General features: G+C 67.8%; 17 protein-coding genes. 9 read left to right on the forward strand and 8 right to left on the reverse strand.

The window, feature by feature from the left end; translation table 11 throughout:
- Nucleotides 1–100: 100 nt before the first annotated feature.
- The 4 genes from H7F51_RS16025 to H7F51_RS16040 form a co-directional block, all read right to left on the reverse strand.
- On the reverse strand, nucleotides 101–415 hold the full coding sequence (locus H7F51_RS16025; protein ID WP_246448652.1) for a hypothetical protein: 315 nt from the start codon (nucleotides 413–415) through the stop codon (nucleotides 101–103).
- Nucleotides 416–775: 360 nt separating this feature from the next.
- Nucleotides 776–2,044 carry an MFS transporter gene (locus H7F51_RS16030; RefSeq protein WP_343061312.1) on the reverse strand — a complete coding sequence of 423 codons (1,269 nt, stop codon included), beginning with the start codon at nucleotides 2,042–2,044 and terminating at the stop codon, nucleotides 776–778.
- Complete coding sequence (locus tag H7F51_RS16035; protein WP_185665328.1) at nucleotides 2,041–2,883, reverse strand: class III extradiol dioxygenase family protein; 843 nt, start codon at nucleotides 2,881–2,883, stop codon at nucleotides 2,041–2,043. Before H7F51_RS16035 ends, H7F51_RS16030 begins: the two co-directional genes overlap by 4 nt.
- Nucleotides 2,884–2,885: 2 nt before the next feature.
- Nucleotides 2,886–3,152, reverse strand: a complete 267-nt coding sequence (locus H7F51_RS16040; protein WP_185665329.1) for a hypothetical protein — start codon at nucleotides 3,150–3,152, stop codon at nucleotides 2,886–2,888.
- A gap of 175 nt (nucleotides 3,153–3,327) precedes the next feature.
- Here H7F51_RS16040 and H7F51_RS16045 point away from each other — a divergent pair, with 175 nt between their 5' ends.
- Genes H7F51_RS16045 through H7F51_RS16060 form a run of 4 tightly spaced genes read left to right on the forward strand, consistent with a single transcriptional unit; the run spans nucleotide 3,328 to nucleotide 11,193 of the window.
- The gene (locus tag H7F51_RS16045; RefSeq protein WP_185665330.1) at nucleotides 3,328–6,732 is read left to right on the forward strand and encodes a transglutaminase family protein; all 3,405 of its coding nucleotides are present in this window, start codon (nucleotides 3,328–3,330) and stop codon (nucleotides 6,730–6,732) included.
- 3 nt (nucleotides 6,733–6,735) lie between these two features.
- Entirely contained in the window at nucleotides 6,736–9,234 is a 2,499-nt protein-coding gene (locus H7F51_RS16050; protein ID WP_185665331.1) for a circularly permuted type 2 ATP-grasp protein, read from the forward strand.
- The gene (locus H7F51_RS16055; protein WP_185665332.1) at nucleotides 9,231–10,154 is read left to right on the forward strand and encodes a transglutaminase family protein; all 924 of its coding nucleotides are present in this window, start codon (nucleotides 9,231–9,233) and stop codon (nucleotides 10,152–10,154) included. Before H7F51_RS16050 ends, H7F51_RS16055 begins: the two co-directional genes overlap by 4 nt.
- 49 nt (nucleotides 10,155–10,203) lie before the next feature.
- Nucleotides 10,204–11,193: an aldo/keto reductase gene (locus tag H7F51_RS16060; protein WP_185665333.1), complete on the forward strand. Its 990-nt coding sequence runs from the start codon at nucleotides 10,204–10,206 to the stop codon at nucleotides 11,191–11,193.
- Nucleotides 11,194–11,202: 9 nt separating this feature from the next.
- Here H7F51_RS16060 and purU read toward each other — a convergent pair whose 3' ends face one another.
- Nucleotides 11,203–12,084 (reverse strand): formyltetrahydrofolate deformylase, encoded by an 882-nt coding sequence (gene purU / locus H7F51_RS16065; protein ID WP_185665334.1) that lies wholly within the window; start codon nucleotides 12,082–12,084, stop codon nucleotides 11,203–11,205.
- 232 nt (nucleotides 12,085–12,316) lie between these two features.
- On the opposite strand from purU, the gene H7F51_RS16070 reads away from it, so the two are divergent.
- Nucleotides 12,317–14,470 carry an RNA degradosome polyphosphate kinase gene (locus H7F51_RS16070; RefSeq protein ID WP_185665335.1) on the forward strand — a complete coding sequence of 718 codons (2,154 nt, stop codon included), beginning with the start codon at nucleotides 12,317–12,319 and terminating at the stop codon, nucleotides 14,468–14,470.
- 20 nt (nucleotides 14,471–14,490) lie between these two features.
- Nucleotides 14,491–15,975 (forward strand): Ppx/GppA phosphatase family protein, encoded by a 1,485-nt coding sequence (locus H7F51_RS16075; RefSeq protein WP_185665336.1) that lies wholly within the window; start codon nucleotides 14,491–14,493, stop codon nucleotides 15,973–15,975.
- Here the strand turns inward: H7F51_RS16075 and H7F51_RS16080 are convergent.
- Nucleotides 15,972–17,159, reverse strand: a complete 1,188-nt coding sequence (locus H7F51_RS16080; protein WP_185665413.1) for a glycoside hydrolase family 130 protein — start codon at nucleotides 17,157–17,159, stop codon at nucleotides 15,972–15,974. The genes H7F51_RS16075 and H7F51_RS16080 overlap by 4 nt on opposite strands.
- Nucleotides 17,160–17,247: 88 nt before the next feature.
- Between H7F51_RS16080 and fumC the strand changes: the two genes are divergently transcribed.
- The 3 genes from fumC (at nucleotide 17,248) to bfr (ending at nucleotide 19,448) form a co-directional block, all read left to right on the forward strand.
- Nucleotides 17,248–18,633: a class II fumarate hydratase gene (gene fumC, locus H7F51_RS16085; RefSeq protein ID WP_185665337.1), complete on the forward strand. Its 1,386-nt coding sequence runs from the start codon at nucleotides 17,248–17,250 to the stop codon at nucleotides 18,631–18,633.
- A 71-nt stretch (nucleotides 18,634–18,704) separates the two neighbouring features.
- Nucleotides 18,705–18,899, forward strand: coding sequence for a (2Fe-2S)-binding protein (locus tag H7F51_RS16090; protein WP_185665338.1), 195 nt, complete (start codon nucleotides 18,705–18,707; stop codon nucleotides 18,897–18,899).
- A 69-nt stretch (nucleotides 18,900–18,968) separates the two neighbouring features.
- Nucleotides 18,969–19,448, forward strand: coding sequence for a bacterioferritin (gene bfr, locus H7F51_RS16095; RefSeq protein ID WP_185665339.1), 480 nt, complete (start codon nucleotides 18,969–18,971; stop codon nucleotides 19,446–19,448).
- A 1-nt stretch (nucleotide 19,449) separates the two neighbouring features.
- Here bfr and ligD read toward each other — a convergent pair whose 3' ends face one another.
- Entirely contained in the window at nucleotides 19,450–21,981 is a 2,532-nt protein-coding gene (ligD, locus tag H7F51_RS16100; RefSeq protein WP_185665340.1) for a DNA ligase D, read from the reverse strand.
- Nucleotides 21,981–22,808: a non-homologous end joining protein Ku gene (gene ku / locus H7F51_RS16105; protein ID WP_185665341.1), complete on the reverse strand. Its 828-nt coding sequence runs from the start codon at nucleotides 22,806–22,808 to the stop codon at nucleotides 21,981–21,983. The genes ligD and ku overlap by 1 nt, the downstream gene beginning before the upstream one ends.
- Nucleotides 22,809–22,901 lie beyond the last annotated feature (93 nt).

Genomic DNA, 22,901 nt, shown 5'->3' on the forward strand with positions numbered 1-22,901 from the left:
AATTCCAAACGTCCGCAATGTCGGCGCGCCCGCACAGTCTGCGCTCTGCCGAAAACGTCGAAAGGCCGACGCCTCACGGCCGCTCCCCCTCCCAACAGCCCTAGCGATCAACCAGCGCCGAAATCCGGTGGTGGAACGGATGATGAGGCGTTGCCCCCAGCGTCACCCCCTGGAACAGGCCGCCGCCGCCCAGCGCCGGCAGGATCGTCTCGATCACGGCCACATCGCTTCGGCTGCGCACGTCGATATGCACGCGCAGTTTCCCGTCGAAGTCGAAGCGGATGGCTGTCGCCTCCGGGCAGGCGGCCTTGACCATGCCCATGAGGCGGCCAAGTTCGTCGGTGACGAGGCTGGCATGCAGAGGCGGCGGAAAGAGTTCCACACTTCCGGCAGGTATCGCGGTCATCTCACCCATCACAGCACCTTGATGTTGTGGTCTCGCAATGGGGGCATAATGCGCCGTTTTCGCATGGGTCTCCAGCGCTATTCCGTTCTCTATGCGCGATGAAGCGAGTGTGTGACTTTAATGTCGCAGGCCCGCGATCCGGCCTGTCCGTCGGCCGGAGCCGGCGAAGGCCGCTTCGAGCCGGCGGTTTCCTACAGCCTCTCGCTCATGCCATGATGCGGCCGCGCGGCACGAACCCGTGCGGGCTCTTTGACATCGGCAGGAAAAGCGCACCGGGTTGGACAAGTGTCACCCATGCACCGTTTCGGCAAGTTGCTGTTATTGCGCGGTTACACGGGATTTCGGGAGGGTGGCAGGGTGACACTCGTGTCACCCTGCGGCAGCGGACTCGACCTTGGGCGACCATTCGGGGCGCAGCAGGATCATGCAGGAAGCCGCCCCCACGGCAAGGAAGACCACGATCACCTGGATCGGCAGGTCGTAACTGCCGCTGACGTGCAGCAGCCAGCCCGACAGGCTGGCCGCCAGCCCGCCGGAAAGCCCGGCCGCCACGTGCTGGACCCCGACGACGAGGCCGATGGCGGGCGGCGGGATCAGGGTCACCTTGGTCAGGGCCAGGTTGTTGGCGCTGGCAAGGCCCAGGAACGAGAGCGAGGCGATGTTCCAGAACAGGGCCCAGCCAAGGTCCTGGGTATAGGCGCCGAACAGCACCGTGGCCGCGCCAAGGAACCCCGCGAGGACGAAGGCCTTGCGCGTCCGCACGGCATCGGCCCCGCGCTCGATCAGGCGGTCGGCCCACCATCCGGCGGCCACGGCAACGATGGCGATCCCGGCAAAGCTGAAGAAGGTATAGAGCCCCGATTGCTCAAGGCTCAGCCCGCGCTGCTCGACGAGGTAGGAGGGCATCCAGGTCATGCAGTAGAAGATGAAGTAGCTGTAGCAGAAGTTGACCACGATCCCTCCCCAGACCACCGGCGAGGTGATGATGTTGCGGAAGGGCACGGTCGCGGCGCGGCGCTTCGCCTCGGCCAGCTGGCCTCCGCGCGGGAAATCGTTCTTCACCAGCGCCAGCCACGGCACCAGCCAGACGAGGCCGGCAAGGCCGGTGATCGCGAACATCGCCTGCCATTCCCAGTTGACGATGATCCAGGCGGCCAGTGGCGTGGCGATGGCCGTGCCCACCTTGTTGCCGAAAGCGAAGATGCCGATGGCAAGGCCGGTGTGGCGCTCGGGAATGTTGTGGCGGAACCAGCGGTAGGAGGCGGGCATGACGATCGCCTCGGCCGCGCCGACCAGCGCCCGCATCAAGAACAGGCCGATGAATACCGTCATCACGCCCGAAAGCGCCGTGGCCACGCACCACAGGCCAAAGCAGATCGCGTAGGGCACCTTGACCCCGAAGCGGTCGACCACCCAGCCCGCCGGGATCTGCGCCGCGGCATAGGACCAGAACAGTGCCGAGCCGAGCAGGCCGCGGTGCACCCCGGTCATCCGGAAGTGTTCGATGAACGGCTTGTTGGCGATGGCCGCGGCAATACTGGTGCGGTCGGCATAGGCGATCATCACGCCGAGCGCGAGGAGCAGCATGACCCCCCACTGGCGCGAGGTCATCGTCGCGCCGGGCAGGGAAGCGCTCACGCCTCGAGGTCCTCGAGCAGCATCATCGCCCCGCCGGTGTGCGAGATGGGATTGTGGTAGATGCTGGTGACCACTCTCGGCTCGGCCGAGGCCAGGGTGCCGCGCATGACCAGCCAGGTCATCAGTTCCACGCCCTGCGCCCCGGCCAGGTCGACGATCTGGTCGTTGGTATAGGCGGCGAGCGCCTCGGGATTGCCGACGATGCGCTCCATGCACTCATGGTCGAACTCTTCGTTGATCTTGCCGAATTCGCCCAGCTCATGGGACAGGCCGCCGCTGCCGATCACCAGCACCCGTGCGTCTCCGGCGAAGGAGCGGACCGCGCGGCCGATCGCCCGGCCGAAGGCAAGGCAACGGTCGGGGCGGGGGAAGGGGGGCTGGATGGCGTTGACGAAGACCGGGATGATCGCCACCGGCGGCTGGCTGTGCGCGCCCCAGATCAGGTCGAGCGGCGTGGTGCAGGCGTGATCCAGCTTCCATTCGCGGCACGTGGAAACGTCGAACCCGTCCTCAATCAGACCCTGGACCACGTGCCAGCCCAGTTCGTCGGCCCCTTCGAAGGTGCGCGGGCGCGGTTCGCCGAAGCCCTCGTCGGCGGTGGCGTAATCGCCGGCCACGCCGATCGCGAAGGTCGGCATGTTGTCGAGGAAGAAGTTCAGGCCGTGGTCGTTGTAGACGATGATCGCCACCGTCGGCCGTGCCGCGTCGGCCCAGGCCCGCACGTCGGCGAACTGGTCGAAGAAGGGCTTGAATGCCACCTCGCCCTGCTTTCCGGCATCGAGGGTGCGGCCAATGATCGGCACGTGCGAGGTGCCCATGCCGCCGAGCAGCCTTGCCATGATCAGGCTTCCTTCTTCAGGCGCGTTGCCCGGTCCAGCTTGGAAAAGAAGTACATGTTGCCGCCCGCAGCGAGGAGCCTGTCCTTCTCCTTGCTGATCGCGGCTTCGCGCTCCTCGTCCGACAGGCCGTATTTCTCGCAATAGGCTACCGGATCGGCAATGTAGGCCAGCCGGTTCTCGAGGCTGTTGAGCGAATAGCACATCCGGTTGAGGGCATAGCCCTTGCGCGCCGCGCCGGCGTGAAACTTGCCGACCTCGATCTCTTCCATCACCTGTCCTCCCCGGCGCGGTCCAACCCCGCGCGGTCCATTGTTCGCGCCAACTCTTGGCCAAGCCCGCCCCCGCCGCCAATTGGATTGGCGCTCCGGGCGATTAATGTGGGGGGCGGCCGCCAGCGTCATTTCGTGTTGCGGCGCAGCATCATTTGGCGCAGAACTGTCGGCCATGATAAAGGCCGGGCTCCACCATCTCACCCGCTATTCCTATTCCAAACCGGTCCGCCTCGGCCCGCAGGTGATCCGCCTCAGGCCGGCACCGCACAGCCGCACGGCCGTGCCCAATTATTCGCTCAAGATCAGCCCGGCGAACCACTTCCTCAACTGGCAGCAGGACCCGCACGGCAACTGGCAGGCGCGGATCGTCTTTCCCGACCCGGTCGACCACTTCTCGATCGAGGTCGACCTGCTGGCCGAGCTGGCGGTGATCAATCCGTTCGACTTCTTCGTCGAGGAATATGCCGAGGAATACCCCTTCGCCTATGCCGAGACGCTGCGGCTTGACCTCGCCGCCTATTTCGAGACCGAGCCGCAGGGCCCGCTGTTCGACCAGCTCCTGTCCGAGTTCACCGGCCACGAGGGCCGTTCGATCGACTTTCTCGTCGCCATCAACCGGGCTGTGAACCAGAAGGTCGGCTATGTCATCCGCATGGAGCCGGGGGTGCAGAGCCCCGAGGAAACGCTTCAGGTCGGCACTGGCTCGTGCCGGGATTCGGCCTGGCTGCTGGTCCAGCTGGTGCGCCGGCTCGGCTTCGCCGCCCGCTTCGTCTCGGGCTATTCGATCCAGCTGACCCCGGACGTCGTCGCAGTCGACGGACCCAGGGGCGTGACGCAGGACGTCTGCGACCTCCACGCCTGGGCCGAGGTCTACGTGCCCGGCGCCGGATGGATCGGGCTCGATGCCACCTGGGGGCTTTTCGCGGGCGAGGGGCACATCCCGCTCTGCGCCACCCCGCACTACCGCTCGGCCGCGCCGATCGAAGGCGTGGTGATGGAGCCGGTCCATTCCGACTTCGAGTTCGCGATGCACGTCTCGCGCATTGCCGAGGCGGTGCGGATCACCAAGCCCTTTACCGACGAGCGCTGGGATGCGCTGCTCGCGCTGGGCGACAAGGTGGACGAGGATCTTGCCGCACAGGACGTGCGGCTTACCATCGGCGGCGAGCCGACGTTCATTGCCGACGGCGATTTCGAGGCGCCCGAGTGGAATGCGGCGGCCGTCGGGCCGACCAAGGCGGCCTATGCCGACAAGCTGATCCGCAAGCTGCGCGGGCACTTCGGCGCCGGCTCGCTGCTTCATCACGGGCAAGGCAAGTGGTATCCGGGCGAAAGCCTGCCGCGCTGGGGCTACTCGCTTTACTGGCGCCGCGACGGCGTGCCGGTCTGGCGTGACGAGAAGCTCATCGCGGGAGACCTGATGCCGGGCGAGAAGCCCGTGGCGAAGGTCGAGGCCGAGGACGCGCAGGTGTTCCTCGTCGCCGCCGCGCTCAATCTCGGGGTCGATCCCGATTTCGTCCAGCCGGTCTATGAGGACGCGCTGGAATGGATCGTCAAGGAATCCGGCCTGCCCGACAATACCGAGCCGACCGACCCGAAAATCGACGATCCCGAAGTGCGCGAGCGCTTCGTCCGTACCTTCCAGCGCGGCCTGACCACGCCGGTCGGCTTTGTCCTGCCGGTCCAGCGCTGGCAGGCGGCGCAGGCGGCCGAACCGGCCCGGTGGAAGAGCGAGCGCTGGCGGGTGCGGCGCGGCAACCTGTTCGCAGTGCCGGGCGACTCGGCGCTGGGCTATCGTCTGCCGTTGGGCTCGCTGCCCTACGTTCCGGCCTCGGACTATCCCTATATCCATGCGCGCGACACGGCCGAGCCGCGCGAGCCCTTGCCCGACATCCGCGCCCAGATCGTCGAGCGCGGCCACCAGACGCGGGAAGCGCAGGCCCGCACGGGGGGACGCCCCGCGCGGGAAGAGGCGCAGCAGGCCTCGCTGTCGGTGGAGGCGGCCGCCGGCGGCCAGGACCGTCAGGACCGGGTCGAGCAGGTGATCATCGAGGGCGCGGTCCGCACCGCCCTGACGATCGAACCGCGCGGCGATCACCTGTGCATCTTCATCCCTCCGGTCGAGGCCCTCGAAGACTGGCTGGAGCTTGTCGCCAGCGTCGAGCGGGTGGCCGAGGAAACCGGTCTGCCGGTGCGGATCGAGGGCTATGCCCCGCCGCCCGATCCGCGCCTCGTGGTGATGAAGGTCACCCCCGATCCGGGCGTGATCGAGGTCAACATCCAGCCTGCAGCCTCCTGGCGCGAGTCGGTCGAGATCACCGAGACGTTGTACGAGTGCGCGCGCGAGGTGGGGCTGACCGCCGACAAGTTCATGGTCGATGGCCGCGCCACCGGCACCGGCGGGGGCAATCACATCGTGCTCGGCGGGCCGAGCCTGCTCGACAGCCCGTTCATTCGCCGCCCGGACCTGCTCAAGTCCTTCGTCACGTACTGGCAGCGCCATCCTTCGCTGTCCTACCTGTTCTCCGGCCTGTTCATCGGCCCGACCTGCCAGGCCCCGCGGATCGACGAGGCTCGCCACGACGGGCTTTACGAGCTGGAGATCGCGCTGGCCCAGGTTCCGGGCCCGGAACTGCCGCAGCCGCCGGCCTGGGTGGTGGACCGCCTGTTCCGCAACCTGCTGGTCGACGTCACCGGCAATACCCACCGCACCGAGATCTGCATCGACAAGCTGTTCAGCCCCGACGGCCCCACCGGGCGGCTCGGCCTCGTCGAGTTTCGCGGCTTCGAGATGCCGCCCGAGGCGCGGATGAGCTGCGCCCAGCAATTGCTGCTGCGGGCGCTGACCGCCTGGTTCTGGCGCGAACCGGTGTCCGGCCCGCTGGTGCGCTGGGGCACCCAGTTGCACGACCGCTTCATGCTGCCGCACTACGTCTGGGCAGATTTCCTCGACGTGCTCGGCGACCTTGCCGGGGCGGGCTATCACTTCGATCCGGTGTGGTTCGAGGCCCAGCGCCAGTTTCGCTTCCCGATCCACGGCGCAATCGAGGGCGGCGGGGTCGCGCTCGAGATTGGCCATGCGCTCGAGCCGTGGAACGTCCTGGGCGAGACCGGGGCGATCGGCGGCACGGTGCGTTTCGTCGATTCCTCGACCGAGCGGCTGCAGATCAAGGCCACCGGGCTGGTCCCGGGCCGTCACGTGATCGCCTGCAACGGCCGGCGCATTCCGCTCCAGCCAACCGGCGTTCCTGGCGAAGGCGTGGCCGCCGTGCGCTACAAGGCCTGGTCGCCGGCCAACTGCCTCCATCCGATGATGGAGGCCCAGGCACCGCTGACTTTCGACATTCTCGATAGCTGGAACGGACGATCGCTCGGCGGCTGCGTTTATCATGTGGCGCATCCGGGCGGACGCAATTACGATGACGTGCCGATCAATGGCTATGAAGCGGAGGCGCGGCGCAAGGCGCGGTTCTTCGATCAGGGTCATTCGCCCGGCCCTCAGGCGATCCCGCCCGAGGAACATCCTGGGGAGTTCCCGATGTCGCTCGATCTGCGGCGGCCCGTAGTCCTGGGTTGAGCCTTGGCCACCGAGGCACTCGCGCATCCTGCCAGCGCAAGGCTGCAGGACTATCCGGTTGACGTTTCGGCGGGCGACCTGTTTCGCCATGCCCCGCCGGACTTGGCCGCATCCTGGCTGACCATGGCCGACGGCCTGCGCGCGCTGACCGACGAATCCGGGCTTCCCGCGCAGGAACTGGTGGCGCGCCAGATCTCCGACCTTGGCATGAGCTTCCGCCTGACCGGGGATACCGAGGAACGGCCCTGGCAGCTGACCCCGATGCCGCTGATCATCGGGGCGCAGGAATGGGCCGGGCTGGAGCGCGGGCTGATCCAGCGCGCGCGCCTGCTCGAGGCGGTCGCCGCCGATATCTACGGGCCGCAGCAACTGATCGCAAACGGCCACCTGCCGGCCGCCGTGGTTACGGGCAGCCGCTTTTTCGCGCGGAACATGGTCGGGCTCGAGCCGGGTGCCTCGGGCCGGGGAAACCACTACATCCATGTCTACGCGGTCGACCTCGCGCGCGGCCCGCGCGGCCAGTGGCGGGTGCTGGGCGACCGGCTGCGGATCGCCAACGGCATCGGCTATGCGCTGGAAAACCGCCTGGCCCTCGCCCGCGCCACCGGTTCGCTGCTGACCCAGGTGAACACCCGGCGCCTTGCCGGGTTCTTTTCCGAGCTGCGCGGCGGGATCGCCCGCGATTGCCAGCGCGAGAATCCGCGCATCGCGCTGCTCACCCCGGGCCGCTTCAACCAGTCCTATCCTGAACAGGCGCACCTTGCGCGCTATCTCGGCTTTCCGCTGGTCGAGGGGCGCGACCTCACCGTCTCGGACGAGCGGCTCTATGTCCGCACCATCGCCGGGCCCAAGCGGATCGACGCCCTGTGGCGGTGGATCGACACCCTGGCGCTCGATCCGCTCAATTTCGATTCCCGCTCGCAGATCGGCGTGCCTGACCTGTTTGACGCCTGGGCGCGGGGCGGGCTGGAAATCGCCAACCGCCCCGGCGTGGAAGTGCTTGAGGCGCCGGTTTTCTCGGCCTTCCTGCCGCGCCTGTTCCGGACCCTGCTGGGCGAGGACCCGCTGCTGCCCAATGTCGCCACCTGGTGGTGCGGCCAGCCGATCGAGGCCGCCGCCGTGCGCGAGGGGCTGGACAACCTGCTGGTGCGCACCGCCTTCGGGCAGACCGCGGGGGGCCTTGCCAGCACCGAGGCCGTGCCGGGATCGAGCCTGTCGAGGGCCGAGCGCGAAACCTTGTTCGAGGCGCTCGGCCGGCGGCCGATGGACTATTGCGGGCAGGAGATCGTCCAGCTTTCGACCACCCCGGCCCTGATCGGCAACGGGTACGAGCCGCGCCCGTTCACCCTGCGCGCCTTCGTGGCCCGCGGCGCGAACGGGGAATGGCAGGTCATGCCGGGCGGCTTTGCCCGCCTCTCCGCCTCGGGCGAGATCCGCACGACGCTGATGGGCGAGGGCGATCTTTCGGCCGACGTCTGCGTGGTCGAGGCGCCGGGCATCACCCCGTCGCAGCCCACCCTGCTGGCCGTGACCCCGCCGGTGCGGCGCGGCGGCGGCATCCTCGCCAGCCAGGCGGCGGACAACCTGTTCTGGTTCGGCCGCTACATGGAGCGGGCCGAGGCCACGGTGCGGGTGGTGCGCGCGGTGCTCGGCAGCGCGATCGAGGTTGACAGCGCCGCGGGCAACAATCCCGAAGTGCTGGAAAAGCTGGTCGGCCTGCTGGTCCAGTGGGGCGCGCTCGACCCCAAGGCGGCGGACAATTCCGTGCCCAAAATCTGCCGCGCGGCGCTGACCGAGGCGGTTCTGCCCGGCGGCGTCGCCAGCCTGTTCGCCCGCCTGCGCAGCACCGGCCTGTCGCTGCGCGACCGGCTCGCCTCGGACTTCTGGCGCATTGCCAGCCGGCCGTTGCCGCTGATCGACGGCCATCGTCCCGGCGCCCTGCTCAGGATCGCCCGCGAACTGATCGAGCGGCTCAGCGCCTTGTCCGGCTTGCTGGGCGAGAACTTCGTCCATGGCCCGGCCTGGCGGTTCCTCGACATGGGGCGGCGGATCGAGCGGGCGCTCGCCCTTTCGGCCTTCACCGAGGTTCTGGCGGGCGAGGAAGGCGAGCCGACCGAGGCGCTGGGCGTCCTGCTCGACCTCGCGGACAGCCAGATCACCTATCGCTCGCGCTATCTCACCGGGCCGCGCCGCGATCCGGTGCTCGACATGCTGCTGCTCGACCCGGACAATCCGCGTGCCCTGGCCTTCCAGCTGGCCAAGCTGGTCGAACACATCGAGGCCCTGCCGCGCCTGTCCGAGGACCTGCTGCCCGAGGCGCCGCTGCGCGAGGCGCGGGCCCTGCTGGCGCCGCTGATGAGCCTGGGCGTGGCGGAATTCGGCCCGGAACGGCTGGACGAGGCGCGCAGCGGCCTGCTGGCCCTGTCGGGCGCGATCGCCGAACGCTACTTCCTGCAATACGAGAAGACCGAGACGACCACGGTGCGGACCCTGCTTGCATGATCTATACCGTCGTTCACCGGACCGAAGTCGAATATGACAGTCCGGTCACCCTCGCCCGGTTCAACGTGCGGTTGCGGCCGGCCCCTTGGGCGGGTCAGGTCCTGCTCGAACATGGGCTGACCGTCGATCCGGTGCCGTGGACGATCCTGGACGATGTCGGCCCCTGGGTGGTGAACCGGTCGCGCCTGTTCATCCGCAATCCCCTGACCCGGCTGGTGATCGTAAGCCGCTTCCGGGTGGAAGTGTCCGCGCCGGGTTTCGACCTTGCGATGGCGGTGACGCCGAGCGTGGCGCAGATCCGCGACCTGGCCCTCGCGCACCGCGATCTCTCGCCGTTCGGGCCGGCGGCCTATCTCTATGCCTCGCCGTTCGTGCCGCCCTCTCCGGCGATCACCGAATGGGCGCGGCCGCACCTCGCGCCCGAATCTTCGGTGCTGGAGGCGGGGACCGCGCTGATGCAGGCGATCTTCCGTGAATTCGCCTATGACGGCGAGGCGACCGAGGCCGATACCCTGCCGGGCGAGGCGTTCCTCAAGAAACGCGGGGTCTGTCAGGATTTCGCCCACGTCATGCTCGTCGCCGCGCGGGCTTACGGGATTCCGGCGGCCTATGTCTCGGGCTACCTTCGGACCATCCCGCCGCCGGGCAAGCCGCGGCTGGTCGGGGCCGATGCGACCCATGCCTGGGTGGCGCTGTGGTGCGGCGAGGCGCTGGGCTGGATCGGGTTCGATCCGACCAACAATGCTATCGCCCGGACCGACCATATCTTCACCGCGATGGGCCGCGACTATGCCGATGTCGCCCCGATCGATGGGGTGTTCCACGGCGGCGGCGGGCAGAAGATGGAAGTCTCGGTCGACGTTGCGCCGGAAGGCGAGGACGCTACCCTGCCGCTGCTGGCAGACCCTGCCGCCGGTTGATACTGCCGCGTTTTCAATCTCACTCCCTGAAGCAAGACGGAACTCTCCCATGAAGCGCTTTCTCGCCGGTCGCCCGGTCAATCCCATCGGCCTTGGCTGCATGGGGCTCAGCCATGGTTACGGCGTGCCGCTGACCGAGGAGCGGGCCGAGGACGTCCTGCTCAAGGCGCTCGACCTGGGCTACGATCACTTCGACACGGCGCGGATCTATGGCGTGGGCCGCAACGAACTGCTGATCGGCCGGGTGCTGGGCGGACGGCGCGGCGAATTCCTGCTTGCGTCCAAGATGGGCATCATCCTCGATGACGGTCCGCGCCGGATCGATTGTTCGCCCGCCACGATCCGGCGCGAATGCGAGAAGAGCCTCAAGGCGCTCGGCACCGATCACATCGATCTCTATTACATGCACCGGCCGGATTACACGGTGCCGATCGAGGAATCGGTCGGGGCCATGGCCGAGCTGGTGCGGGAAGGAAAAATCGGGGCGATCGGCCTGTCCGAGATGAATGCCACGACCCTGCGCCGCGCGGTTGCCGTCCATCCGATCGCGGCGATGCAGAACGAATATTCGCCCTGGACCCGCAATGTCGAGATCGCGGTGATCGAGGCTTGCGCCGAGCACGGCGTTGCCATGATCGCCTTCTCCCCAGTGGGGCGCGGCGCGCTGTGCGGCGAGCTGCGCGATGTGGCCGGGCTCTATGAAGGCGATTTGCGCCGCCCGATGCCCCGCTTCATCGGAGAGAACTGGGCGCACAACCTCGAACTGATCGACGCCTTCGTCGCCATCGCGGCCGAACTGGGAGTCACGCCGGCCCAGCTTTCACTCGGCTGGGTCCTCGCTCACGGCGACCATTTGCACGCCATCCCCGGCACGACCAACCTTGCCCACCTCGCCGAAAACGTCGCGCGGATGGACTGGCGGCCGGATGCGGCCACGGTCGCGCGGATCAATGCGCTGTTCGTGCCCTCGGCTGTCCACGGCCATCGTTACCCCGAAGCGCTGCGCCAGCAGGTCGAGACCGAGGAATTCGCGGCGTGAGGCCTGACGTTAGGGCTTGAACACGACGGTCTTGTTACCGTCGAGGAACACCCGGTCCTCGAGATGCAGGAGGACCGCGGTGGAAAGCACCCGGCGCTCGATGTCACGGCCCTTGCGGACGAGGTCGTCGGGCGCGTCGGAATGGCTGATTTCCTCGACGTCCTGATGGATGATCGGCCCCTCGTCGAGGTCGGCGGTGGCGTAGTGGGCGGTGGCTCCGATCATCTTGACGCCACGCGCATGGGCCTGGTGATAGGGCTTGGCGCCCTTGAAGCCGGGCAGGAACGAGTGGTGGATGTTGATGCAGCGCCCCGAAAGGAAGGCGGCCAGATCGTCCGACAGGATCTGCATGTAGCGCGCCAGCACGACCAGCTCGGCACCGCTCTCGCTCACCAGCTGCTTGATCCGCGCTTCCTGCGCGGGCTTGGTGCCGGGCGTGATCGGCAGGTAGTGGAACGGCACGTCGTCAAGCAGGGCGACGCTCAGCGCCTCGCGCGGGTGGTTGCAGACCACGCCGACGATATCCATCGGCAATTCGCCGATGCGGTGGCGATAGAGCAGGTCGCCCAGGCAATGGTCGAACTTGCTGACCAGCAGCAGGACCTTGCGCCGCGCGCCGGTGGCGCGGATCTGCCAGTCCATCCCGAAGCGGGCGGTCACTTCCCCGAATCCGGCCGCCACGGCAGCGGCATCGCGGCCCGGGCAGTCGAACCCGACGCGCATGAAGAAGCGGCCGCTGTCGGTCGCGTTGAACTGCTGCGCCTCGCGGATGTTGCCGCCGATCGCGGCGAGCTGCCCGGTGATCGCGGCGACCAGTCCGGGGCGATCGTCGCAGGCGAAAGTCATCACGAAAGCCTGGTGGCCGGGGTTCTCGCTGACGGAAAGCGGCATCCTGATCCCTGTCTCGTTCGCGCGGCAGCAGTCGGCCGGCGCGGCGGGCAGAGGCTAAACGGGATCGCGCGGCCAAAGGCAAGCGCCGAGCGGCGCCGCCGCGTCCGAAGCGGAGACTTTGTCCCGCCGTGGGCCCGGTTTCACTTTCCTCGCATTCATGCAAGTGTCACAAGATGGTCGCATGGCGCGCGATGACCTACCACGCAAGGTTCCCCCGAACCATGGAGCCAGGATGAGAGACCACGCGGCAAGCCCCGGTGGCGGGGCCGAACCCGCACACCGCGACCTTTATTTCAACCGCGAGCTGTCTTGGCTTGCGTTCAATCGCCGGGTTCTGGCCGAAGCCCAGAACGAGGGCTACCCGCTGCTCGAGCGTCTGCGCTTTCTCTCGATTTCCGGGTCCAACCTCGACGAATTCCTGATGGTGCGCGTGGCCGGCCTGGCCGGGCAGGCGACCCGCCAGATCGAGGAAGTGTCGATCGACGGGCGCACGGCTTCGCAGCAGCTCGCCGCGATTCGCGAATCCGTGGCCGCGCTGGTCGCCGCGCAGCAGGTGGCGCTGGTCGACCTGGCCAACCGGCTGGCCGCGGTCGGCATCCGGATCAGCGTCAGCGAGAAGCTCTCCAAGCTTGAGGCGGAATGGCTGCGCGAATATTTCCGCGAGCACGTCCTCCCGGTGATCACGCCGCAGGCGATCGATCCGGCCCACCCCTTCCCGTTCATCGCCAACCAGGGCAGCGGGATCATGTTCTCGCTGACCCGGCTTGCCGACCAGTCGCCGATGACCGAGATGGTGCTGATCCCGCCGGCCCTGCCGCGCTTCGTGCGCATCCCGGGCGAGCGGGGGCTGTGGGTCTCGATCGCCGAAGTGATCTGCCGCCATGCGGGGCTGCTGTTCCCGGGCTTCCGGATGAACGGCAACGGTGCCTTTCGCGTGCTGCGCGACAGTGACATCGAGATCGAGGAGGATGCCGAGGATCTCGTCCGCTATTTCCGCACGGCGATCCAGCGCCGCCGCCGCGGTCGGGTGATCATGCTCCAGCTGGAAGACGATTTCGATCCCGCGGCCGAGGCGCTGCTGCGCCAGCAATTGCGGCTCGACGATGCGCTGGTGCTCAAGATGGGGCGCCAGGTCGATTTCACCGGCCTTGCCGCGATCGTTGACGAGCCGCGCCCCGAGCTGAAGTTCGAGCCCTACAGTCCGCGGTATCCGGAGCGGATTCTCGAACATGACGGCGATTGCTTTGCCGCGATCCGCGAGAAGGACATCGTCATCCATCACCCTTACGAGAGCTTCGAGGTGGTGATCGATTTCCTGCGCCAGGCCGCGGCCGATCCGGAAGTGGTGGCGATCAAGCAGACGCTCTACCGCGCCGGCAAGCAATCGGCGGTGATCGCCGCCCTGATCGCGGCGGCCGAGGCTGGCAAGTCGGTCACCGCCGTGGTCGAGCTCAAGGCCCGGTTCGACGAGGAGCAGAACCTGCTCTGGGCCAGCCAGCTCGAGCGCGCCGGGGTCCAGGTCATCTACGGCTTCGTGGACTGGAAGACCCATGCCAAGGTTTCGATGGTCGTGCGGCGCGAGGAGGGCGGATACCGCACCTACTGCCACTTCGGCACCGGCAACTATCACCCGGTCACCGCGCGGATCTATACCGACCTCTCGTTCTTCACCGCCGATCCGCGCGCCGGGCGCGATGCAGGCCAGTTGTTCAACTTCATCACCGGCTATGTAGAACCCAGGCAGACCGATTTCCTGGCGATCTCGCCGGTCTCGCTGCGCCGCAAGCTTTATGACTGCATCGACGCCGAGATCGCCATGGCCTCGGCGGGCGAGCCGGCGGCGATATGGGCCAAGCTCAATGCGCTGACCGACGAGAGCCTGATCAGCAAGCTTTACGAGGCGAGCCAGGCCGGCGTGCAGATCAGCCTCGTCGTGCGCGGGATCTGCTGCCTCAAGCCCGGTGTACCGGGCCTGTCCGAAGGGATCACGGTCAAGTCGATCATCGGCCGCTTTCTCGAGCACAGCCGGATCTGGGCCTTCGGCAACGGCGCGGCCCTGCCCAACCGGAAAGCGCGGGTTTACATTTCCTCGGCCGACGGGATGGGCCGCAATCTCGATCGGCGGGTCGAGGTGCTGGTGCCGATCCGCAATCGCACGGTGCACGATCAGGTTCTCGATCAGGTCATGCTCGCCAACCTGCTCGATACCGAGCAGTCGTGGGTGCTTGCTGCCGATGGAACCTATCGCCGGATCGACCCGGGCCCGAAGCCGTTCAACCTCCACAGGTATTTCATGACCAACCCCTCGCTTTCCGGGCGCGGGGCTGCTTTGGCCTCTGGCCGCAAGGTTCCCAAGCTCGCCCTGCGGCGCGGCGGGGGCCAGTAAGAGGAACGGACGCACACCCGATGACCGCGACGGATCACGCCACGGCGGGCCATCTCGTGCCCAGACGAGCGATCATCGACATCGGCTCGAACACCGTTCGTCTCGTGATCTACGGCGGGCCGCCGCGCGCGCCGGTGGTCCTGTTCAACGAAAAGGTCACGGCCCGGCTCGGCAAGGGCATGGCCGAGACGGGCCGCCTCTCGGCCAAGGCGCAGGAAGCCGCGCTCGCCGCCCTTGCGCGCTACCGCGCCCTGCTCGATCTCAAGGCGGTGGACGATATCCAGGCCGTTGCCACGGCGGCGGTGCGTGATGCAGGGAACGGCCCGCTGTTCCTCGAGCGCGTGCGCGCGCTCGGCTTCGCGGCCCGCCTGCTCTCGGGCGAGGAAGAGGCCGAGACCAGCGCCCTCGGGGTGATCGGCGCCTTTCCGCTGGCGCGCGGCGTGGTCGCCGACCTTGGCGGGGGCAGTCTTGAACTGGTCGACGTCGCCGGGGGCGAATGTCGCCACGGGGTCAGCCTGCCGCTCGGCACACTGCGCCTGCCGGCCCTGCGCGAAGGCGGGCGCGACCTCGACAAGACGGTCAAGGGCCTGCTCGCCGAGGCTGAGTGGAGCCCGGCGGTCACCGGCGCGACGCTGTACCTCGTGGGCGGTTCGCTGCGCCAGATCGCGCGCTATGCCCTTCATCACGGCCATTCGCCGACCGACGATCCCCACGGACTGGACCTTTCGGCCAAGCAGGCCGCCACGCTCGCCCGCGCGGTGATGCGCGCCAAGCCCGAGGGGCTTGCGGCGATCCCGGGCGTTTCGCCCTCGCGCCTGTCCAGCCTGCCCGATGCGGCGGCGCTGCTGATCGCGCTGATCCGGCTGCTCGAGCCGGGCCGGGTGGTTTTCTCCTCATGGGGTCTGCGCGAGGGGCTGCTCCACGCGGCTCTGCCGGATCACGTCAACGCGCGCGATCCCCTGCTCGATGGCGCCGCCGCTCATGCCGAACGGCACGGGGTGCGGGCCGAGGTCGCCGCCGCCCTGGCGCAATGGACCGCCTCTGCCGCCGCCTGCACCGATCCGGCGCGTGAACGGCTGCGCCTGGCCTCGTCCATGCTTGCCCTCGCGCTGGTCAATCTCGAGCCCAACCTGCGCGCTGATCTCGGGGTCGTCTGGGCTCTGCGCAAGCGCTGGATCGGCGTTACCACCCGCGAACGCGGCCTGCTCGCGGCCTGCCTGATGGCGGGCGGCAACCGGCTGGACCTGCCGATGGGCTGGCGCAGCCTCGCCCCGGCCGAAGACTTCGCCGAGGCGCAGGGCTGGGGCCTGGCCACCCGGCTGTGCCGCCGCCTGACCGGCACGGCGCCCGCGGCCCTTGCGGCCACGTCGCTGACGCGCGAGGGCGGGCGGCTGATCCTCGCCGCCGAACCGGCCTATTCGGCGCTGGTCAACGAGGCCGCAAGGCGCGATCTCAAGGCCCTTGCCTTGCACCTCGGGCTCAAGGCGGAAGTCCGGCTCGACTAGGCCGTAAAACGGTCCTTAGGCACATGGGTAATGCGGCAGGCAAGGTCCGCCTCGCCCGAGGCTACGATGAAGTGGCGGCCCGCATCGACGATCCCGGTCGTGAAGACCACGCCGCGAAGATACATCAGGTGTTCCAGCGGTGCGGTCAGGTCCGCGCGGGGTTCGAGCAGCGGCGCCTCGCTCGCGGCGATCTGGCGCCACGGTTCGCGTTCGTCGAGCAGGGTCCAGTAGGTGCGGTAGATCCCGACGATTCCGCTCGGCTCAACCCCGTGCCACAGCGTCAGCCAGCCGCGCCGCCCGGCCACCTCGGTCAGGATCGGCGGCGCTCCGCCGCCCATTCGCGCCGTGGCAATGGTCTGGGCACGGGGGCGGATGCCGGGTTCGAGCCGGGGCTGCCAGTGCCGCCCGTCGGGTGACGAGGCGAGGTTGATCGCGGGGCCGGCGCGCCACGGGCTGCCTGGCGGATAGGCGAAGTAGAGATCGCCGAGCGGCCGGGTCTGGGCCCAGAACTGCCCGCCGATCAGGCCCTCGAACAGGAGCATGTCCTTGTTCTGGTGATCCAGCACCATCCCCTCGAAGGTCCAGTCGAGCCCGTTGTCCGACTTGTATAGCGTGGTCGAATGGCGTTCCGGGCTGACCGAGCAGGTCGTCATCCAGTAGTGGCCCGCCACCCGGCTGATCCGCGCGTCCTCGATCCCGTAGCACTGCCACGAGCCCTCGGGCGCGACGGCCTTGTCATAGTGTACCGCGACGACCGACAGCCCGTCCGGCGCCAGCTCGACCGGCAGCAGCCATGACAGCGAGGTGAGCGCCATGACCTTCCAGCCGCCGTCCTTCAGCATGAACTTGCGCGGGTCGGACGTATCGACCTCGGCCAGCGGCCAGCCGTCCAGCCCATAGCGCCCTTCGGTCGTGTCGGTGCGCCAGCGAATGGCGTGGACCATGCCGCCGAACACCGGCCGGCGCAGGGCCTCGGCCACTCGCACCATCAGCAGGAGATTGCCCGAAGGCAGCACGGTCAGCGCCGGGTTGAAGGCGCCGAGCACGTAGGTTTCCTGGGGGAACTGCCCGGCCAGCGGCGAGCGCGCGAGGTCGACGTCGTCCGGGCCGAAGATGATCCGGTCCACGGCGGGCGCGGCCTTGTCGTGGGCAAGGGGGGCATGTGGAACGGCATTGTCGGCCATCGGCGTCTCCTCGTCGGACCCTGTCCGCATCGGAACGCCCCTCGCCGCCGGGCCGTTCCCCTCCTATCTAGGCTGTGAGGAGACTGCGATGAGCGAGACACGGATCGAGAGCGACACCATCGGCGAGATCGCGGTGCCCGCCGCGGCCTACTGGGGGGCGCAGACCCAGCGCAGCATGGAGAATTTCCCCTTCGCCGCCGCCGAGCATATGCCGCTGCCGATCGTCCAAGCCCTCGCCCTGATCAAGCAGGCCGCGGCGCGGGTGAACCGTGCCCATGGCCTGCCTGAGCAGATCTCCTCCGCGATCCAGACGGCCGCCGCAGAGGTCGCGGCGGGCGGGCATGACGACCAGTTCCCGCTGGCGATCTGGCAGACCGGCAGCGGCACCCAGTCCAACATGAACGTCAACGAGGTGATCGCCGGGCGCGCGAACGAACTGCTCGGGGCCGGGCGCGGCGGCAAGAGCCCGGTTCACCCCAATGATCACGTGAACATGGGGCAGTCCTCGAACGACAGCTTCCCCACGGCCCTGCACGTTGCCGCCGCCCGCAGCGCGCACCAGCGCCTGCTCCCCGCGCTGGAGGCGCTGGAAACCGCGCTGGCCGACAAGGCGCGCGAATGGTCGGGCGTGGTCAAGATCGGCCGCACACATTTGCAGGATGCCACCCCGCTGACGCTCGGTCAGGAATTCTCCGGCTATGCCGAGCAGCTCGCGCGTTGCCGCGAACGGCTGATGCATGTGCTCTCGGCCGACATCCACCCGCTCGCCCAGGGCGGCACGGCGGTCGGCACCGGGCTCAACGCGCCGGAGGGCTTTGCCGAGGCCATGGCGACCGAACTGTCCGCGCTCACGGGACTGCCGTTCCGCCCGGCGCCCAACCGGTTCGAGGCGCTGGCCAGCCACGATCCGCTGGTCCAGCTTTCGGCCACCCTCGCAACGCTGGCCGTGGCCCTGACCAAGATCGCCAACGACGTGCGCCTGCTCGGCTCCGGCCCGCGTTCGGGGCTGGGCGAGCTTGACCTGCCGGCCAACGAGCCGGGGTCCTCGATCATGCCGGGCAAGGTCAATCCGACCCAGTGCGAGATGCTGACCATGGTCGCCGCGCAGGTTATCGGCAATCATCAGGCGGTGATCGTCGGCGGCCTGCAGGGCCATCTCGAACTCAACGTGTTCAAGCCGCTGATCGGGGCCGCTGTCCTGCGCTCGATCGACCTCCTCGCCGTGGGTATGGACAGCTTCGACAAGCGCTGCATCGCGGGGCTCGAACCCAACCGGGCGCGGATCGCCGAACTGGTCGAACGCTCGCTGATGCTGGTTACCGCGCTGGCGCCCGAGATCGGTTACGACAAGGCCGCGAAAATCGCCAAGCACGCGCATGCCGAGGGGCTGACCCTGCGTGAAGCGGCGCTCGGCCTGGGGCTGGTTGACGGGGCGACTTTCGACCGGCTGGTCCGACCGGAAAATATGGTCTGAGCGCTTGCGCCAGGCTTGCTATTGCGAAACATTCGCATTAAATTGGAGGCAGAATCGTCAGGAGCATCATTGTGTACCTGTGCATCTGCAATGCGATTAAAACGGCTGAATTCCGTGCCTGCGCCCGCGCCTGCCACGGCGGCGCGGAGGCCGTCTATGCCCGTCTCGGCAAGACCACCCAGTGCGGCCAGTGCCTCGACGAGGCCGAGGAAATTCTCGAAGATCTGCGCATCGAATCGCAGCTGCCCGTCCCCGCCGCGGCGTGACATTTCCCTGACTTGCGCTGGCCTTCGCCGGGGCGCATAAAATTCGCGCTCAGCGATGGAGGCGATACGATGCAAGGCGATCTCGGGGTCATCGATTTTCTCAACAAGGCGCTGCTCAACGAACTCACCGCGATCAACCAGTACTGGCTGCATTACCGCATGCTGCACCACTGGGGCCTCGAAAAGCTGGCCGAGTTCGAGCGCCACGAATCGATCGACGAGATGAAGCATGCCGATCGCCTCGCCGAGCGGATCCTGTTCCTTGATGGCCTGCCCAATTTCCAGGCGATCGGCCGCCTCAAGATCGGCGAAACGGTCGAGGAAGTGATCAAGGCCGATCTCGCGCTGGAACATGAGGCCGTGCCCCTGCTCAAGGAAGCCATCGCTCACTGCGAAGCGGTGCGCGACTATGTCAGCCGCGATCTCTTCGCCGATATCCTCGCCAGCGAGGAACACCACATCGACACGCTGGAAACCGAGCTTGAGAAGATCGAGCGCATGGGCATCCAGAACTACGTCCAGCTCAACAGCGAGGCGCCGAAGGAATAGGCTAGAGGTCGGGCAGGGCTTGCCCGGCCAGCCCCCATCCCGTCAGGGCCTTCCCGGCAGCGCGTTCCGCCAGTTTCGCGGCGTCGCGGATCGTGAAGGGGTGGGCGCTCTCCAGCCCCTCCAGTTCGTCCCAGCTGACGGGGGCCGCCACCGGGGCCTGTTCGCGGGCGCGGGCTGAATAGGGCAGCACCGCCGTCGAGCCGCGCTGGTTGCGCAGCCAGTCGATGAAGATTTTCCCCTTGCGCTTGGCTTTGCTCATGGTCGCGACGAAGCGCTCCGGCTCGGCCAAGGCGAGCGCTTCGGCGAAACGGCGGGCAAAATCGGCGTGGCGGGCCCAGTCATGTCCTGGGGTCAGCGGCACGACCACGTGAACCCCCTTGCCGCCGGAGACCATGGCGAACGAAACGAGGCCGAGGTCTTCCAGCTTGCGCCGGATATCGCGCGCAGCCTTTCTCACCTCCGGGAAGCCCAGTCCCTCGTCGGGGTCGAGGTCGATCACCATCCGGTCCGGCGCCTCGACGTCGCTGGCGCGGGCCGCCCAGCCGTGGAATTCGATCGCCCCCATCTGCACGCAGGACACGATGCCCTCGGCGTCGGTCAGATAGAGGTAGTCCTCGTGACCCCCGTCCTTTTCGCGGATCGGTACGTGGTGGACGGCGGGGCCGAAGGTCCCGGCATCGTGCTTTTGGAAAAAGCACTGCTTGGCTCGCCCCTGAGGGCAGCGAACCAAGCTGACCGGGCGTCCCGCGAGGAATGGCAACATCAGCGGGGCCACGGCGGCATAGTAATCGGCAAGATCGCCCTTGGTCAGCCCGGCCTCGGGAAAGATCACGCGGTCGCGATTGGAGATCTTCACGGCGGGGGTGTCCTTCCGGTCAACCTCGGCCACCGGGGTGGCCCGCTCGGGCGTCACGTCGCGAGCCGCCTTGTCCGGCCGCAGGCCGATGAAACTGGCGTGGCGGACTGAACCTTCTGCGGTAAATTCGGCAAAGGCGATCTCGGCCACCAGTTCCGGCTTCAGCCAGGTCACCCCGCGCCGGTCCTCGCGCGGGACTTCGGCGGCCGCCGCGTCCGCCGCCAGGGGTTTCATCGCGGCGGCAAGCTCCTCCAGGCGCCGCGCGTCGAAGCCGGTACCCACGTTGCCCTTGTAGACGAGCTTGCCGTTCTCCACCTGCGCGAGCAGCAGGGAGGCGAACGCGCGAGCGCGCGCGGAAGATTTCTTCCACCCGATCACCACGAATTCCTGCCGCCGCACGCACTTCACCTTCACCCAGTTTTTCGAGCGCGCGCCGCGATAGGTCGCGTCGATCCGCTTGGCTATGATCCCTTCCTGCCCGGCGCTGCACATCGCATTGTAGAGCCGCTCCCCAGCGCCGATCAGATGGTCGGCCACATGGATCGGGGGGCTGGCGCCGGCGAGCAGGGCTGCGAGCCGTTCCTTGCGTTCAAGATTGGGCAGTCCGCTCAGGCCCTCGCCGCCCAGTTCGAGCAGATCGAAGGCGTGGAAGGAGAGCGCGTTGTCTTCCCCCTGTTCGCCGTGCCCGCGCTTCAGAACGGCCTGCAAGGCGGAAAAGCTCGGATTTCCGCTCGCATCGGTGGCCACGATCTCGCCGTCGATCAGGGCGCCGGGCAGGCCGAGTGCGGCAATGTGACGCACCAGCGGTGCAAACTTGTCGGTCCAGTCGAGGCCGCTGCGGGTATAGACCTTCACCTTGTCGCCGCTCGCCGCGATCAGGGCGCGGTAGCCGTCGAACTTGATCTCGTGCATCCACCCGTTCCCGTCGGGCACGGCGTCGACCAGCGTGGCGAGCTGGACCGGGCGGAACCGGGGCAGGGCGGCCGGCTTGACCTTCACCTTGGCCTTGGGCGCAAGCTTCGCATTATGTCGCGCCGCGCTGACCATCTCGGCGGCGAAGGCGGCGCCCTTCTTGCCTTTCAGCGAATGGGCGCCGGCGGCGTCGGCAGCGATCTCGGCCATGGTCCGCCCGGTGAGCACGCTGGTCAGTCCGCGGTCGACCAGCGCGTCTCCGGCCTGCGCGAACTGGTCGGAAACCTTGCGCAGCAGCCAGTTCTCCCGCTTCTCTCCGGGGCGGGGCTTAAGGCGGAACAGGATCCATTCGCCCTTCATCCGCTCGCCATGCAGCACGAAATGGAGGTGCCCCTTTGCCAGATCCTTCGCGCTCTTGCCCACGACCGGCTCCCAGGTCCCCCGGTCCCAGAGCATGACCGTGCCGCCGCCATATTCGCCTTGCGGGATCGTGCCCTCAAACCCGCCATAGGCGAGGGGATGGTCCTCTGTGCGCACGGCGAGGCGCTTGTCGTCAGGGTCTGGGCTGGGGCCGCGCGTCACGGCCCACGACTTGAGCACCCCGTCCACTTCCAGCCTGAAATCCCAGTGCAAGCGGGTTGCATCGTGCTTCTGGACGATGAAGCCGTTTCCGGTGGTCCTGGCGGGAGCGTCGCCGGCCGGTTCGGCGGTTTTCGAGAAGTCCCGCTTGCGGTTGTACTCGGCCAGGCCCGACTTTCCGGCCATCACGCCCTCTTGCGCTTCGCCGGGGTCTTGGCGCTCCCGCCCTTCTCGCCCAGCGAGCCCTTGAGCGCGGCCATCAGGTCGATCACGTTGCCGGCCTTCGGCGCGGAGGCGGACCTTTCCTCAATCACCCGCTTGCCCCGCGCCTTGCTCTTCTTCGCGATCAGCCGCTGGAGCGCTTCCTGATAGCGGTCGTGGAACTTGCCGGGCTCGAATTTTCCGCTCTTCTGCTCGATCAGGCTGGTGGCAAGGTCGAGAAGGTCCTTCTGCGGCTTGTCCGGGCCGATCTCGGCGAAAAAGCCGTGGGCCTTTTGCACCTCGTCGGCATAGCGCAGGGTTTCGAGCACCATGCCGCGCCCGCAGGGCTTGAGCGCGACGAGATGCTCCTGCCCGCGCACCGCGATCTGGCCAAGACCGACCTTGCGCGCGGCCTTGAGCGCATCGCGCAGGACCACGTAGGCCTCTTCGGCGAGCTCATCGGCCGGGACCACGAAATAGGGCTTTTCGAAATAGAGCACGTCGATCTCGTCGGCCTCGACGAACTGTACGAGGTCGAGCGTGCGCTTGCTCTCGACTTTGGCGGCCTCGATCTCGTCTTCGTCCAGCAGCACGTAGTCGTTCTTGGTGACCGCGAAGCCCCTGACGATCTCGTCCGTGTCGACCGGCCCGATGCCGGGCACGACCTTCTCGTAGCGGACGCGCTGGCCGGACGGTTCGTGGATCATGTTGAACCCGATCCGCCCCGCGCTGCGGGTGGCGGGATAGATCTCGACCGGGATCGAGACGAGGGCCAGCCTGATCTGGCCCGACCAGTAAGCACGGGCAGCCATGCCGGTGGAGCGCGCGCCGGGGCGATTTGTTCCGGGCCTATCGTCGCGGCGCGGATTCCCTTCGCTCCCTATCGCAGCTAAGGACATCCCCGA

Origin of the sequence: Novosphingobium flavum (assembly GCF_014230315.1) — a bacterium.
GTDB lineage: Bacteria > Pseudomonadota > Alphaproteobacteria > Sphingomonadales > Sphingomonadaceae > Novosphingobium > Novosphingobium flavum.